Genomic DNA, 16427 nt, shown 5'->3' with positions numbered 1-16427 from the left:
GAGGAAAACTCGTTGCAAGCGTTTGCATTCATTGAAGCATAATTTTTTTGTTCACTTGTGCAAACGGTTTCACTAGTGGTAAAGTACTAGATTTTTATAATCTACTACTCTACTGAACAATTATTTAAATTAAGGAGGAAAAATGTAAATGAGAAAGAACACACAGCGTAATTTCTCGATCTTCATGACTGCGATCATGCTGCTGAGCCTGTGGCTGCCTTTTGTGCCTGCTCCTCAAGCATTTGCAGAAGGTTCTTCGACAACAGAAGACTCGGTGACAGCTGACGAACGGAAAGTTCGCTTCACGTATATTCGTGAAGATCAAACTTTCGGCGATTGGAACATTTGGGTCTGGAACACAGATGGTTCCGATGGCCAAATTGACTTTGCATCTAAAGAGGGCAGTAGGGCTGTAGCTGAAATCCCAATTGGCACAAATGCCACTCAAATGGGTTTTGTATTACGCAGCACCTATGATTGGAATACTGCCGAAAAAGAATTTGGAGACCGTTTTATCCCACTAAGCCAAAACGACTCCATCACAAAAGCCTTCATCACAAGCGGTGTAGAACAAATCCGCATCGTTCCTGATGGATCTGCCCCTAAAATTGACCAGGGAAATGCTACTTTCTTCTATCGCGACAAAGAGCTTTTTGCTAACGACGCAATGGACACGATCGAAAAGGTAGAATTGAAGTTTAATAACGAAACCATTCCAATGACGTATGAGTCTGAAAATGAGAGATTCGTAGCTGCTTACGATAACATCCCTAATGGCTCAACTCCTTATACTTATGCTGTAACCATGAAAGACGGTACTACAACCGAAGTTCAGGACCCATACAATCCGACTTCAGAAATCGTCTTCCAAAAGAGTGAACTGACGGTTTCAGGAACAGTCGCACCAGCTGCGATTGATTACAACCAGAACGCTGTATTATCCGTTGATGTACAAGGCCTGACAGAAGGTCTGTCAATCAGCAAAATCACAGCTGACGTTTCGGCACTTGGCGGATCGAATCAGCTTGAAATCGACCCTTCCTTAAAAGAAATCACCATTGCAGTGGATGACAATGTAACTGCGGGATCAAAAGAAATTCCACTTACTGTTGTTGACTCTTTCGGAAACTACTACAACGGTTCAACTACTGTAGAAGTCAAAACAAGACAAGCTGTCGGCGAAAATGATTTCGACTGGGATGAGTCAATCATTTACTTCATGCTGACTGACCGTTTCTTTGACGGTGATACAACAAATAATGATCCTTACAACCAGAACTACGATGCTAAAAATGACCGCGGTACTTACCAGGGCGGTGACTTCAAAGGGATCACACAAAAATTAGATTACCTTGATGAACTAGGCGTAAACACAATTTGGATCAGCCCAATTGTTGAAAACATCAAGCACGATGTTCGCTACGACAATGCGGAAGGCCACTCTTACTATGCTTATCACGGATATTGGGCTAGTAATTTTGGGCAATTGAACCCTCATTTCGGCTCAATGCAGGACTTCCATAACCTGATTGACGCAGCACACGAGCGCGGCATCAAAATCATGGTCGATGTGGTATTGAACCACACAGGTTATGGCCTGAAAGATATTGATGGCCAGGTTACAAACCCTCCTGCCGGCTACCCAACGGATGCTGAGCGCAGCGCATTCAGCAGCCTACTTCGTCAGGGCAGCAATGTCGGATCCGATGAGGTTCGCGGTGAACTGGCAGGCCTTCCAGATTTCAAAACGGAAGACCCTGCAGTACGTAACGCAATCATCCAATGGCAGACTGACTGGATCGACAAAGCTACAACTTCAAAAGGCAACACAATCGACTACTTCCGTGTAGACACTGTAAAGCACGTTGAAGACACAACTTGGATGGCGTTCAAGAACGCAATTACTGAAAAAATGCCGGAACACAAGATGATCGGCGAAACTTGGGGAGCAAGTGCAGGAAATGACTCTGGATACCTTGAATCAGGAATGATGGACTCCCTTCTCGACTTTGATTTTAAAAATATCGCGAAGAACTTCGCAAATGGCCAGCTAAAAGCAGCCAACGATGCCCTGATTTCCCGTAACGGAAAAATCGACAACAGTGCTACACTTGGCCAGTTCCTTGGCAGCCATGATGAAGATGGATTCCTTCATGCTGTCGGCAATGACGTTGGCAAGCTTAAAATTGCTGCTTCCCTGCAAGCAACAGCAAAAGGCCAGCCGGTCATTTACTACGGTGAAGAACTTGGACAAACTGGAGCAAATAACTATCCGCAGTACGACAACCGTTATGACCTCGCCTGGGATCAGGTTGAAGGCAACAATGTCCTTTCACACTATAAAAAAATCCTGAACTTCCGCAGCGATAACTCCGAAGTTTTCGCTAAAGGTGAACGTAAGTCAATCGGCGGTACAGACGCTGACAAGTTCATGGTTTTTGCTAGAACGTATGGAAATGAAGCTGCATATGTTGGCTTGAACGTTGCTGACACAGCAAAAGAAGTGAAATTGACAGTTGATGCCGGAGCGGTCGTTACAGACCACTATTCAGGCCAAACTTTCACTGCTTCAGAAACAGGAGAAGTTGTTTTAACAATCCCTGCAAAAGCTGATGGCGGTACTGTTTTACTGACAGCTGAAGGCGGTGCCATTACGGCTGCTGCAACTGCTGGTACTGGGGATGGCGGCGGAGATGGAACAGTTGAACCAATCCCTGCGAACCATGTACGGATCCACTACAAGCGTGACGACAATAACTATGAAAACTTTGGTGCATGGCTGTGGAACGATGTAGCTTCCCCTTCTGCCAACTGGCCGACAGGCGCTACAATGTTCGAAAAGACAGACAGCTATGGAGCATATATCGATGTAGAGCTTAAAGAAGGCGCAAAGAACATCGGCTTCCTCGTAATGGATATTACGAAAGGTGATGCTGGTAAAGACGGCGGAGACAAGGGCTTTACAATCACATCGCCGGAAATCAATGAGATTTTTATCAAACAGGGTGATGACAAGGTTTACAAATACGAACCAGTTGACCTTCCAGCCAACACAGTCCGCGTTCACTATGTACGTGATAACGCTGACTACGAAGACTTTGGGCTTTGGTTCTGGGGTGATGTTACATCCCCTCCTTCAAACTGGACAGCAGACGCTCCAAGCTTCGAAAATACAGACCGTTATGGTGCGTATGTCGATATCCAGCTGAAAGAAAGCGCAAAAGAAATTGGGATGATAACCCTAAACAAGGCAACGCAAGAAAAGGATGGCGGGGACAAAAAGTTCAACCTCCTGGACAAATACAATCACGTATGGGTAAAACAAGGTGATGACAATGTCTACGTTTCTCCATACTGGGAGCAGGCTACAGGTCTTGTATCTGCAGAAGTTCTCAATGAAAAAACAATTCTATTAGGCTTCACGCTAACAGATGGCCTGACACCAGAGGCATTAGCAGAAGCTCTTGCAATCACAGATGCAGACGGTGCTGAAGTGACAATCGACAGCGTCGAAATCACAGGCACAACTTCTGTAAAAATTACAGCACAATTTGCTCTAGATAAACTTCCATTATCCGTAACATATGCAGGCAGAACGGTTTCAGCTGCTTCTGGCTGGAGAATGCTTGATGATATGTATGCTTATGAAGGAAATGACCTTGGTGCGACCTACAACAACGGCGGAGCAACATTGAAGCTATGGGCTCCAAAAGCAAGCAAGGTTGTGGCAAACTTCTTCAACAAAGATAACGCAGCTGAAAACATTGGCAGCATCGAGTTGACGAAGGGTGACAAAGGAGTCTGGTCTGCAGACGTAGCTCCTGGAGACCTAAACGTCACTGATCTTGAGGGTTATTTTTACCAGTATGATGTAACAAATGACGGCGTGACTCGTCAGGTACTTGACCCTTATGCAAAATCAATGGCAGCCTTCACAGTGAATACGGAAGGCGAAGCTGGTCCAGACGGAGACACTGTTGGAAAGGCAGCGATCGTTGACCTTAGCGATACAGATCCTGAAGGATTCAGCCACGCGAAGATCGATGGCTATGAAAAGCGCGAAGATGCAGTCATCTACGAGGTTCATGTACGTGACTTTACTTCAGATCCTTCAATCGAAGGTGATCTCAATGCAAGATGGGGTTCATACAAAGCATTCGAAGACAAGCTGGAATACATCAAGTCTCTTGGCGTAACACATGTCCAACTGCTTCCTGTAATGGCCTGGTATTATGGCGACGAAACAAAGATGGGGCAAAGAGAGCTTAATTACTCAGCTGGCGGAAACGAGTACAACTGGGGCTATGACCCGCACAGCTACTTCTCGCCGGATGGAGCTTACTCACTTGACCCGACAAATCCTGAACAGTGCGTAAAAGAACTTAAAGAAATGATCGATGCAATCCATGATGCTGGAATGGGTGTTGTCCTTGACGTTGTTTACACTCATATGGCAAAAGCCAGCCAGCTGAATGATATCGTTCCTGATTACTATGCGTTCCAGGACGCTCAAGGCAACTTCCTTGGCGGCTTTGGAAACAACCTGGCAACAAGCCATACAATGGCTGAAAAGCTAATGGTAGATTCAGTGAAATACTGGTTCGAAGAGTACAAGATTGACGGTATGCGCTTCGATATGATGGGTGACGCAACCTATCCATCCGTTCAAAACGCATATGACGCAGCAGCTGCTGTGAATCCTGATGCTTTATTCATCGGCGAGGGTTGGAGAACATTCGCAGGCCATATCGCTGAGCCAGAACTGGCTGGCATGGGTGCAGACCAGGATTGGATGGACAAGACAGATGACGTTGGCGTATTCTCTGACGAAATCCGCAACGAATTGAAATCAGGCTTCGGTTCTGAAGGTGAACCTCGTTTCATCACAGGCGGAGCAAGAGACATCAACACAATCTTCAACAACATCAAAGGTCAGCCAGGCAATACTGCTGACGACGATCCAGGCGATATGGTCCAGTACATCGCAGCGCACGATAACCTGCCGCTTCACGATGTCATTGCACAATCCATCAAGAAGGATCCAGCAGTACCAGAAAATGAGTTGGAAATCCATAAGCGTATCCGCATAGGAAACTCGATTATTTTAACATCACAGGGAACCGCATTCCTCCACGCAGGCCAGGAATATGGCAGAACGAAGCAGTGGAAAGGCGAAGGCGTTCCTGAACAGAAGTACCACGAACTGAAGGATGCACAAGGAAAGTCATTCGGATACTTTATCCACGACTCTTATGATTCTTCCGACGCAATCAACATGTTCGATTGGCAAAAAGCAACAAACAAAGAAGAATACGCAGTGAACACAACAACACAAGCCTTCACTAAAGGTTTGATTGAGTTAAGAAAGTCAACGAACGCTTTCCGCCTCGGCGAAATGGAATTGGTTGACCAAAACGTAACATTGCTTGATATCCCTGAAATCCAGGATACAGACCTTGTCATCGCATACGAAAACGTATCGACTGACAACACTGGCAACTACTATGTGTTCGTGAACGCTGATACACAGGAGCGCACACTGACGCTTGGCGATTACAACTTCACAGGCGGCAAGGTGCTTGTCGACAGCGATGAAGCTGGTGTGAAACCTGTATCAGAAAAATCCGGCTTCAGCTTATCAAGAGATAAATTAACAATGGATCCATTAACGACAATTGTAATCAAGCTTGACCGTAAAGCAACAGAATCTCCTGCTGACAACGGCGGGACAAACCCGAACCCTCCTGCCCCACCAGCAGCTCAGAAGCCTCACACAATCGAGCTTCCTGCAGGTGCAGCAGAAGTCGTGAAGGAAAAGAACCCTTCAGGCATGATTGAAGTCATCACGAAGGTAGCGGCAAACAAAGTAGCTGAAATCGTCAATGCGATTACTGCTGATAAGACAAACGTAGCTGTTAAGCTTGAAAAGCCGGCAGCTGGCGAAAAAGTAAAAGCACAGCTTCCTGCAAACCTATTTACTGAAGCAGCGAAGAAAAACAAGCAGGCAACAGTTGAAATTGTTACAGAAGATGCTAGCTACACTCTTCCTGTTTCAGAAGTGAATGTTGCAGATCTTGCTAAAAAGCTTGGTGTGTCTGCAAGCGACGTTCAGATTACGGTTTCCGTGAACGTGGTGAAGCCAGACGCTAAAAACAAGCTGAACATTAAATCTGCGATCATCGACTTCACCGTTGAAGCAGCAGCCGGAAGCAAGAAAGAAGAAATCAAGGAATTCAGCACCTATGTAGAGCGCGAAATCCTTGGCAGCACCAACTTCAACGCTTCCAAAGCAGTTGCTGTAAAACTGAACGAAGATGGTACGTTCAGTGCAGTTCCTACATTATTCGATGGCAAGAAGGCAACGATTAAGTCCTTGACTAACTCAACCTATACAATTGTTGAAAATGATGTGACTTTCACTGATGTCAATAATGGCAAGGACTGGGCTGAACAGTACATCGAAGCTCTTGCATCCAAGTACATCATCAAGGGTAAGGGCGACGGAACATTCGGCAGCACACAGCAGCTGACTCGCGCAGAATTCACAGCATTGCTGGTACGTGCTCTTGGACTGCCTGGCGAGAAATACGACGGCCGTTATAAGGACGTAAAAGGCAATGAGTGGTTCAACGACAACAACGCATTAATGGCAGCAATCGAATACGGAATCATCCAGGGCAAAGGCAACGGAACATTCGCTCCTGGCGAAAAGATTACCCGTACAGAAGCAGCCGCAATGATCGGTCGCGCGATGAAACTCGACTTTATCAACTACGACCTATCTGGATTGGATAAAACGAAGACACTTAAAAACTTCACAGACGCAGGATCAATCGGCAACTGGGCCAAAGCAGACGTAGAAGCAGTGTACCAGGCAGGAATCATGAACGGAAAAGCAAAAGACAAGTTCGGACCTGCAGGCAACACACAGCGTAACGAAATGGCCAAAATCCTTGCAAACTTCCTCGAAAAAGCGAAGTTGATGAGTTATTAAAAACAAAGTGCCTGGCACCTCCCTTTAATTGGGAGGTGCCAGGCACTTTTTCATATCAACACGAGCTTTCTACTCTTCTTGTTCCGGTACATATTTTGGTCTGCCTCGTTAAAAAGCTTATCCATTTTATATAAAGAGTGGTCACAATAAGCATAACCAACTGAAAGGCTGACAGATAATCCAATCGTCTCAATCGTATGACTATTCACCTGATCAGCGATTTCTTTGACCATTCTGTCTACATGATCCCGACTGAAACCAGCAGCTAATAGAGCAAACTCATCTCCCCCCATTCTGGAAACCACAAGTTGGTCAGAAGCAAAACCATTCAAGATGCTGGCAGCAGCCTTGATTAACAGATCCCCTGCCTTATGGCCAAAATGGTCATTCACATGTTTCAAATCATCCAGGTCGCACATAATGACCGCAGCCGATGAATCTTCTTCGGAATCATATTTTTCAAGCATCTTCTCAAAATAACCCCTATTATACACACCTGTCAGATCATCATGATTGATTCGATACTCCAGTTCCTCCTGAAGCTTGATTTTCTCTGAAATATTTCGAAGTATACCCTGCAACGCGACTATTTCTCCATCCTTATATACAGGAGTCGTATATTCTTCATACCAGGTATAGCCGCCTTTCCGGTCATTGATCCTGTAAATGATCGGCTGATTGTAATCTATCTCGCCCCTGATTTTCTTCCATAGCATTTCTAAATCGTCAGGATGTACGAGATAAAAGAACTTTGAAGGATCCACAAAGGCCTCTTTCGCCATTTCCTCTCCGAAAAAATGCTCCAAAGGCGGCATGACATAACGAAACTGGAACCCAGGTTTCTTTTCAAAATAATAAATAATATCCTTCCTACTCGCTACCAAACCAGTAAAACGCTGATCCTCCTCAAGCTGTTCCCTTTGAACCCTTCTCTTCTCAAAAAAATAAAACACCCCAAAACCAGCAGCCCCCGCCAACAAACCAAACAAAAACATCATCAGCTTCACTATTTTCATTCCTTCCAGGTGACAGGCACCATCCATTTTATGGATGGTGCCTGTCACCTAATTCAAATTCAACTCTTCCTTTACATAGGCTACTGGCTTGAGGTTTTGATCATAGATAACAAGGGTAATATAGAACTTGCCGTCTTTATTGGTTTCTTTGAAGTTGGCTATGGCAACTGCCGATAAACCGAAGCTGTCACTAATTTTAAAGATGCGGTCTCCTTTGGCGGAAATGGCATCATTGTATGTGAAGTCTGAGTAACTGCCGTGCAGTGAGTAATAGGATCCAAGTGTCTGATAGTTTGCAGGGATATTCGTGGAGATGAAATAAATCCCTCTGCTATTATCCACTTTAAAAATGCCATTGCCATCGATTTTATCTGCTGATGTTTGGGTGATGATTGCAGGTTTGAGTGTAATCACATTTTCCTGGTAGGCCAACGGCTTTTTATCCTTGTCATAGAAAATGACCGTGACATATCGTTTTGGATCAGAAATTTCTTCACTAGAAATGTGGTTAATAATGGCTGAATTTCTTCCGATTGTCTCGATCCTCCCAGGCTTTTCAATCATTTCTGCGAGGTTAATCGGTTTTTCTGACACCTTCCATGCCAAGAACTCCATCCCCGGCTGAACGTAGTCTTTAATTTGACTGTACACTCCGCCTTTCCCGCCGAGAGCAATATGCGCTTGATTTGTCGTCCAATAATATGGGTTTTCCGTATCCAGCCCTACCAAATCCAATTTTGGAAGACTGACCGTCTCTTGACCATCAGATGGTGTCTTAAATCGGTCATCTATTGCCCTGGCTAAAAAAACCGAGAACTCCACTCTCGTTAACGGTTTATTCGGTCTGAAAGTTTTATCAGCAAAACCAATCGTGATATTGTTAGCGGCAAGCAAGTTGATATCATCATAGGCAAAATGCGTTTTGCCCACATCTTTGAATTGACCTTTATAAGCCCCTTCCAGCTTGTATGCCTTCGCTACAATAGAGGCCATTTCACCGCGCGTCAAAGCCTTGGAAGGCAGCAGCTTGCCTTCTGTAATGACTTCCGTCAAAATACCTTCACCAATCAGAACTTTTACCGGCATATAATATGGACTTGTTTTACCGACATCCTTCAACCCAGGATCCTTATACTTGGAACCATCCAGCTTAAAGGCCCTTGCAATCATGATGACAGCCTGCCCTCGGGTAATGTTTTCCCCCGGACGGAACGTTTGGTCCTTATAACCGCCAATCACACCCTTTTCAACCAAAAAACTGATTTCCTCCGACGCCCAATAGGAACTATTCACATCTACAAATTTAGTTTTAGCAAACCCAGGACCAGCAGTAACAAAACTTATTAGCACTACCATCAAAACCATCGAAACTATGAATCTCATTTCCCCTCTCATTATCACAGAACCTCCTACTTTTTTCCTATATACATTTTACCAGATTATTCTAAAAGCCAATATAGAAAAAGTGACAGGCACCTCCCTTTTATTGGGAGGTGCCTGTCACTAAATACCTTGAGGACTGGATATTCACCGTCAAAGAAAATCCGTCACAATCCTTTGCAAAGTTATTCCCTCTCTTTTTAAACCCTTGGCTTTGAATAGAGGGGCAATACTATCCTTAATGATTTCTTTTAACATATCCTGCAATGGTCATTAACTGTGCACTCCAATTTATACATTTTTCTTCATACTTTTAGCTATCAGCCAGATAGTGAATGCACCTACTAAAATTATCACCCCAGCAGTAAGTACTGTTTCAATTTTAAAAATAAAATGATGGAGCCTCATATTTATTCTCCTTCAATATTTATCTTCGACCAGTCAAACAAGCTTCCGGGATCATCCTTCCGTTCAGGAGCATATTCATCATGCCCAATAATATGCTCTCTATTCCGCCCAATCTTTTTATTCCTGCCCAGGATGTCTTCAAGCAGCCGGTTCAGTGATTGATATTGGGCATCTGTGTAACCAATATGCTCTTGAGGGATTTTTTTATAGGCTTCTCCGGAGAGGATTGTTCCCATTTCCGCTTCAGTCCCAATCGCCATAAGCTCAATCCCGATGGAATAGTCATTCAAATCATCTTTATATTCAGGATACCCTGGCAGCTCGCCTTTGCCGGCATGCCGGGCAGCCCTGGTTTCCGGCAACAAATAATAGATTTTCCCTTCGCGATCAATCATATAGTGAGGAGAAACATCATAATTCACAAAAATCTCCCGGATATCCTCATATATATATGGATTTTCAGGATTCATTGCCGCATTGCTGATAAAATGGAGCACAACATGGGTTTGAATATTACTCCTCGGCACATAATTAAGCCTTGGCATAAAATCCTTGATGACAGGGATTTGAATTTCTGTGTAAACATCCCTGCTCTTCTTCGTCTCAGCTTTGGCCACAACCTCCTCATGAACTTGACCAGAACAACCACCCATTATCAGCAAAAAAACCAGAAGCACCAGCAGAACTCTCCCATTCATCCCTGCATTCTCCCTTTAGGTGACAGGCACCATCCATAAATTGGATGGTGCCTGTCACCGATTTTATACCTCTTGAAGTTCATTCATTGAAAACTGTTCCTCAATCTCTTCCACTTCAACTTCGATGGTTCGGTCACAAAGGTAAACTAAGACACTCTCAATTCCAAGGTACTCTTTAGCAAGATACATAAAGCGCAGTTGGGATTCTCTTAGATGGTCTCTTTCCTTTTTTACTTCAGCAAAAAAGATAGAATCCAAGTTGTAGACGAACAGATCCGGGTTTTCAATTAGAACATTTCCTTCGATCAGCCGGGCCGCTTCCTGCTTAAATGCTGAGATTCTTTCTTGACCTATAAGGGTCGCAATCATTCGGTTATAGGGGTCAAACATCGATTTCTGCGAAAGGAAATTGAACTCATCTGTAAAAACATGATACCCATGACTGCGGAAATACTGCTCGGCATGCCATTCGCCAAAACCGTACCCATTGCTGATCCCTGGCCCTTTACGGCCAAGCAGAAAAGCAGGAACAATTCCAGGATCCCGTCGTTTCCACTTATGCAACAAATTCGGATCATAAGGAATGGTTATTTTACTGATGTTTAATGAGTGCATATAAACCCCTACCTTCATCATCTAGTGACATTATTCTCTTGTTTAAGGAGCAGACACAGCGCAAGAGCGCCTACAATATAATATTTTCAATCTTAAAATAAATTAGTTATTTTTACTTATTTTAACATAAGCTAAAAATTGTTGTCTGTCTCTTTTTATCTATCAGTCTATTTTTTTATATCTGCCATGCATTTCAGCTATTTATTCCATTGCTTAACTGCCTAATTAGTCCCAAAGCCACGGGATTTCCCCTCCTATTTCCTTTATACTTTTCATAGAAAAACTTCTGAGGTGAAAACTTGAAAAATACGATAATTTCTTTTGTTTCTGCTGCTATGTTATTGGGGGTTTTTGGGGGCACACCAGCAGCTGCTAATGCGTTTACCGATATTGATTCATCACCGATGAAGCCGCATATTGAACGGCTTGCACAGGAAAGGATCATAACTGGCTACTCGGATGGAACGTTCAGGCCAAAGGAGAAGGTAACAAGGGCTCAATACGCGAAAATGCTTGCGCTTGCGATGGGACTGTCTCCGGATGCGAATGCTGCCAGACAGTTTACCGACCTGGCTGACTGGTCAAGGCCATATGTCGGGGCGTTGGTGAAAGCCGGAATCTCCCATGGCAAATCCAAGACGTCTTTTGGCGGAAATGACTTTATTACTAGACAGGAAATGGCCGTAATGTTCGTCCGCGCCATGGGTCTTGAAGAGTTTGTTTACATGCTAGACTACAATCATCCATTTGCCGACTCCAGCAAGATTTCAAGCTGGGCCAAACCACATGTGTTCTTCCTGAAGGACATTGGTTTTGCGGATGGAAATGGCAAACTCTATTTCCCACAGGATGCGACCACACGTGAAGCATTCGCCAAGCTGACCTATCGCTTTACAATCGAAGAACATAAATACTTCGAATTAGCGTTGAACCGCATTGCTTTAGAAGTTTATGAAAATATTGAAAAAGTGGTCTATCTGGGCGACAACCAGATGAAGGTCACCTATACCGATGGTACAGTGGAAGACGATCAAGTTGAGATATTCCTTGACGAACTGTGGTGGAACTACCATTACTATTCTCTCGATGAGATGGACGGATACGACTGGGCAGCGATGAACAGTACCGAAAAAAAGGAACTAATCATGTTCATCCTGGACTATTGGGACACAGACTACGATATCTATGTTCTCACAAGGACAAAGGAAGATGCCTATAGAGTCCTGTTAGAAAGAGTGAATCTTGTATTCCTGCACGAACATCAACAATACCAGAACTTCATGCGTGAATTCATCTGGGCAGCCGTTGATACACGCACGATTGACACTGTCGATGAAGAATAAGAAAGCAGGCTCACCAGGTCCAAATACACGGATCTGAGTGAGTCTGCTTTTTCTATTTACCTGGAAGGTTTTTTACCTTTAACTGGAAGGTGCCTGTCACCTCCCTGTATCTGGCAAGTGCCTGTCACTCTAAACACTCAGCAGCTCGGTGTGCTTCATCATGGAATCCTAGCTTTTTCATTTCACTGATCACTAATTCTTGTAGTTCTATGTCATCCTGGATTTGATTCGTAAATTGAGCGTCTCTGATAAATGCAAGTTTACTTTCTGTTGTTGCCTGGTCAAAAAATACTGAGACATCCTTTGAATTCCCCTTTTCAGGGTGAAAGTTCCCATGTTCGCCACTGTCAGGGCTTAAAGGGACAACCCCTATTCCATCCCGTGTGGTTAATACTGTTTGCTTCTTCCTGTCATCTGCAACAGTGTTCTCAATATATTCGTAAATATTATCGATGAGCTGGCATTCCAATGCTGACTGCAACTTCTCAACAACAAAGTCTGCTCTCTCAAAAAATTTAGGGTTATCCTTTTCTTCTTTTTCTAAATCAAGTTTTAATTTTTTGTATTGCTCCTCGTCCTCGCTGCTTAACTGAACAAAATTCGAAATCGTTACTGCACTTTTCATCGTGTACAACAAATTTAAAAATTCCTGTAAATTCCGCGCAACTATTTTTATATGACAGCCAAAATCCATCGGGCTCACACAAACAATGAAAGCATTGTCTAAATCCGTAACCATCCCAAAGTCAGTCAAAAAGCCAAAATGGATACCATCAGATCCAGTATCAGCAAAGGTTATGACATCAAACGGCGTCACATTGTAAGCAAAGAAGTCAGACCTAAGTACTAAACTTAACTCCCGGTCGAGAGAATAGCCATGGCTTTCTAGTTCTTTTTCCAACACTAGCAACTTTTCAAATGCAGCTGGCATTTGCTTGTATTTTCCCAGGTAACTCATATAGACCTCCTGATAATTGCTTTTTATTTTATATCGGAAATTTCCATTAAAATTACAGCCAAATCCTCCGGTCAAACCGCTCCAAATACTACCAAATATTAAAGATTGCTAATCTGCAATCCAGCAAAGTAATATCATCTTAATACAACTGAAATTTTTTAATAGGACGGATGCAAATTTGGCTAACTTTTTGGTTCTGTTTTTGTTTTATTATCCACTTGTTATGGGAATTGTTTGGATTACGGGAAGTCTAATTTATTTTGTAAAAAAAGAAAAGCAGGATCGCTACCTTGAACATAGAACGGACGATTTCCCCTTCGTTTCCCTGCTGATTCCCGCCTACAACGAGGAACAGACAATTGAGGAAACAGTGGAGTACGCATCAAATCTCAACTATCCCGATTATGAAGTGATTGTCATCAATGATGGCAGCAAGGATCGGACCCTTGAGATCCTGAAATCACTATTGGGCCTAAACCCTAAGTTGCGTGTCGTCAACGTCACAAATAACAAAGGCAAAGCGAATGCCCTGAAACAGGGTGTGCTGGCATCGAAGGGTGAACTCATCGCGACAATTGACAGTGACGCCATTCTTGACAAGGATGCACTCCACCATATCGTCCCTCATTTCATCACGCCTAATAATGGGGAAAGAGTAGGAGCGGTTACCGGCAATCCAAGGATCCGCAACCGGACAAGCCTGCTTGCGAAAATCCAGCTCGTGGAATACGCCAGCATCATCGGTCTGATAAAAAGGACGCAAAGAGTGCTCGGGAAAGTGATGACGGTTTCCGGAGTGTTTGTCGTTTTCCGTAAAAAAGCCCTCCTGGACGCGGGGATGTGGGATACTGACCTGATCACTGACGATATCGGGATTACATGGAAGCTGCAAAGGAGATTCTGGGATGTCCGCTATGAACCGAAAGCATTATGCTGGATGCTCGTCCCTGAAACATTGAGGGGAATCTGGAAGCAGCGTCTGAGGTGGACCCAGGGCGGCATCGAAGTCACCCTGCGCCATATGGATATCTTTCTCGACTGGCGGCAGCGGAGGTTGTACCCTGTCTATCTCGAACAGGTTCTCAGCGTCCTTTGGTCAATCACCTGGTTTGTCTCGCTGCTCATTATGCTGTACAAATACTTTTTCCATCAGGAATTCATCTTGCCGACTTTGTGGATTGGAAACTATCTATCTATCATTTGTCTGCTGCAATTCCTCGTTGCCCTCTACATAGAGAGGAAGTATGAAAAAGGAATCCTGAAATACATGCTCTGGGGAATCTGGTACCCAATCCTTTACTGGCATATCAATGCCCTGCTTGTGATCAGAGCGCTCCCAAGAGGGCTAAAGATCCTCAAGAAAAACAAAAACCAATTCGCCACATGGGAAAGTCCTGACCGTGGACTCCATCTATAAGGAGAACATATGATTATTAACAACAAGCAGTCAAGACCGCGAAAAATCATCGACCTGCTTTTCACCTTGTTCGGCTGGGCATTTCTCGCATTGTTCCTGTATAACATTATTACTTATTTCGAAGGTACCCTGGATTTCACTTTTCTTGAACTGAATTTAGCCAATGCGAATTCAATCATGCTGATCACCATCCTTGTGGTAATCATAAGTGCCGCTTTCCTCAGCTGGTGGAGTTCATATAACAGGTGCAAATACGGGGCGCTCAAAAGGAGGACCTTCCCACCACAGGCGTGTGGGAAAGAAATGGCTGAGTATTTTCAGGTGACCGAGGATGAACATATGAACATTCGAGAAAGTAATTATATTGATAGAAAGTGACAGGCACCATCCATAATTGGATGGTGCCTGTCACTCAAAAAATAGATTCTCTCTTGGATAAAAATTTGCTAATATAGGGATTAGTGTGAAATTTTCTAATTCTGGAAGGGAAAAAGATATGAGATCGAATAAGAGTAAGAAAAAGCCTGCATGGCTTAAGGTTATAGGAATAACTATTCTTGTCCTCTTTGTTGCTGTGGGAGGTTATGCGTTTTATGTTTATAACTCATTGACTAACGCGGTTAATACGATGCATCAGCCGATTGAGCGGGATAAGTCGGAGAAGCGGTCGGAACCGATAACTCTCGATAAAAAAGAGCCCTTTTCTGTGCTAATGATGGGTGTGGATGAGCGTGAAGGTGATCGTGGACGTTCCGATACACTAATCGTCCTAACTGTGAATCCTCAAACAAAAACAACCAAGATGCTTAGTATTCCCCGTGATACTAGAACCGAGATTATAGGCAAAGGTTTTGACGATAAAATCAACCATGCTTATGCTTTTGGCGGAGTCGAAATGTCAATGGATACAGTCGAAAACTTCCTTGATATACCGATTGATTATTATATGCAAATCAATATGGAAGGCTTTCAGGATATTGTCGATGCTGTAGGCGGAGTAACTGTGAACAATGATCTTGATTTCAACTATGGAGGGGAACACTTTCCAAAAGGTGAAATCACGTTAAATGGTGAAAAAGCCCTGAAATACTCCCGGATGCGATATGAGGATCCACGCGGAGATTTTGGGCGTCAATCTCGCCAGCGCCAAATTATCCAGGGTGTAATCAGTAAAGGCGCAAGTTTCTCAACACTGACAAAATTTGATGAAATTTTTGAAGCATTAGGAAAAAACATCAAAACCAACATGAAGTTTGATGAAATGGTAGATATTCAATCGAATTATAAGGATGCAGGAAAAAGCATACAACAGATGGAAGCAACTGGTAACGGCACGAAAATCGATGGTGTTTATTACTACATCGTATCTGAGGAAGAAAAGCAAAAATTACAGCAAGCGTTAAAAGAACACCTGGAAATGGAATAACACACAAAGCTAAAAGGGTGCCATTTTCTGTAAATAAAAGGGTATCTATTACCTATAGTACTATTATTCAAAAAATTTATATAATAAAAAAGAGCAAAATTACTGAAAAGTAATGACGCAAAGCTATAGGGGCCTCTGTCACAGACAAAGCCTGCCAGCTGCCATCAAAATA

General features: G+C 43.6%; 11 protein-coding genes and 1 riboswitch. Of the genes, 5 read left to right on the top strand and 6 right to left on the bottom strand.

Features of this window, described 5'->3' with window-relative positions; translation table 11 throughout:
* Positions 1-148: 148 nt before the first annotated feature.
* Positions 149-6994, top strand: a complete 6846-nt coding sequence (locus J7E35_RS11745; protein WP_214779918.1) for a pullulanase — start codon at positions 149-151, stop codon at positions 6992-6994.
* Positions 6995-7044: 50 nt separating this feature from the next.
* On the opposite strand, the gene J7E35_RS11740 is transcribed toward J7E35_RS11745, so the two are convergent.
* The 5 genes from J7E35_RS11740 to J7E35_RS11720 form a co-directional block, all read right to left on the bottom strand.
* The gene (locus tag J7E35_RS11740; RefSeq protein ID WP_214779917.1) at positions 7045-8010 is read right to left on the bottom strand and encodes a sensor domain-containing diguanylate cyclase; all 966 of its coding nucleotides are present in this window, start codon (positions 8008-8010) and stop codon (positions 7045-7047) included.
* Between the two features lie 48 nt (positions 8011-8058).
* Entirely contained in the window at positions 8059-9405 is a 1347-nt protein-coding gene (locus tag J7E35_RS11735; RefSeq protein WP_214779916.1) for an S-layer homology domain-containing protein, read from the bottom strand.
* Between the two features lie 88 nt (positions 9406-9493).
* Positions 9494-9610, bottom strand: a complete 117-nt coding sequence (locus J7E35_RS23705) for a DUF4304 domain-containing protein (protein WP_214780083.1) — start codon at positions 9608-9610, stop codon at positions 9494-9496.
* Between the two features lie 190 nt (positions 9611-9800).
* Complete coding sequence (locus J7E35_RS11725; RefSeq protein ID WP_214779915.1) at positions 9801-10496, bottom strand: N-acetylmuramoyl-L-alanine amidase; 696 nt, start codon at positions 10494-10496, stop codon at positions 9801-9803.
* Positions 10497-10559: 63 nt separating this feature from the next.
* The gene (locus J7E35_RS11720; RefSeq protein WP_214779914.1) at positions 10560-11132 is read right to left on the bottom strand and encodes a hypothetical protein; all 573 of its coding nucleotides are present in this window, start codon (positions 11130-11132) and stop codon (positions 10560-10562) included.
* A 278-nt stretch (positions 11133-11410) separates the two neighbouring features.
* Here J7E35_RS11720 and J7E35_RS11715 point away from each other — a divergent pair, with 278 nt between their 5' ends.
* On the top strand, positions 11411-12454 hold the full coding sequence (locus J7E35_RS11715) for an S-layer homology domain-containing protein (RefSeq protein WP_214779913.1): 1044 nt from the start codon (positions 11411-11413) through the stop codon (positions 12452-12454).
* Between the two features lie 124 nt (positions 12455-12578).
* Here the strand turns inward: J7E35_RS11715 and J7E35_RS11710 are convergent, their stop codons facing one another.
* Complete coding sequence (locus J7E35_RS11710) at positions 12579-13355, bottom strand: hypothetical protein (RefSeq protein WP_214779912.1); 777 nt, start codon at positions 13353-13355, stop codon at positions 12579-12581.
* Between the two features lie 235 nt (positions 13356-13590).
* On the opposite strand from J7E35_RS11710, the gene pgaC reads away from it, so the two are divergent.
* The 3 genes from pgaC (at position 13591) to tagU (ending at position 16255) form a co-directional block, all read left to right on the top strand.
* Positions 13591-14829: a poly-beta-1,6-N-acetyl-D-glucosamine synthase gene (pgaC, locus tag J7E35_RS11705; RefSeq protein ID WP_285290781.1), complete on the top strand. Its 1239-nt coding sequence runs from the start codon at positions 13591-13593 to the stop codon at positions 14827-14829.
* Positions 14830-14838: 9 nt separating this feature from the next.
* Entirely contained in the window at positions 14839-15207 is a 369-nt protein-coding gene (pgaD, locus tag J7E35_RS11700; RefSeq protein WP_214779909.1) for a poly-beta-1,6-N-acetyl-D-glucosamine biosynthesis protein PgaD, read from the top strand.
* A gap of 118 nt (positions 15208-15325) precedes the next feature.
* Positions 15326-16255: a polyisoprenyl-teichoic acid--peptidoglycan teichoic acid transferase TagU gene (gene tagU, locus J7E35_RS11695; protein ID WP_214779907.1), complete on the top strand. Its 930-nt coding sequence runs from the start codon at positions 15326-15328 to the stop codon at positions 16253-16255.
* 82 nt (positions 16256-16337) lie between these two features.
* A riboswitch (cyclic di-GMP riboswitch) is annotated at positions 16338-16421 on the top strand.
* The last annotated feature ends 6 nt before the right edge of the window (positions 16422-16427 follow it).

The organism is Bacillus sp. ISL-45 (genome assembly GCF_018613195.1).
In the GTDB taxonomy this organism is placed as follows: Bacteria; Bacillota; Bacilli; order Bacillales; family Cytobacillaceae; genus Mesobacillus.
This window is presented reverse-complemented; position numbering and strand designations above follow the sequence as displayed.

Bases quoted from the DNA above. Each gene is read 5' to 3' on its own strand.
- J7E35_RS11725 (WP_214779915.1), bottom strand. From the start codon at position 10,496: ATGAATGGGAGAGTTCTGCTGGTGCTTCTGGTTTTTTTGCTGATAATG.
- J7E35_RS11740 (WP_214779917.1), bottom strand. From the start codon at position 8,010: ATGAAAATAGTGAAGCTGATGATGTTTTTGTTTGGTTTGTTGGCGGGG.
- pgaD (WP_214779909.1), top strand. From the start codon at position 14,839: ATGATTATTAACAACAAGCAGTCAAGACCGCGAAAAATCATCGACCTG.
- tagU (WP_214779907.1), top strand. From the start codon at position 15,326: ATGAGATCGAATAAGAGTAAGAAAAAGCCTGCATGGCTTAAGGTTATA.
- J7E35_RS11735 (WP_214779916.1), bottom strand. From the start codon at position 9,405: ATGAGAGGGGAAATGAGATTCATAGTTTCGATGGTTTTGATGGTAGTG.
- J7E35_RS11720 (WP_214779914.1), bottom strand. From the start codon at position 11,132: ATGATGAAGGTAGGGGTTTATATGCACTCATTAAACATCAGTAAAATA.
- J7E35_RS11745 (WP_214779918.1), top strand. From the start codon at position 149: ATGAGAAAGAACACACAGCGTAATTTCTCGATCTTCATGACTGCGATC.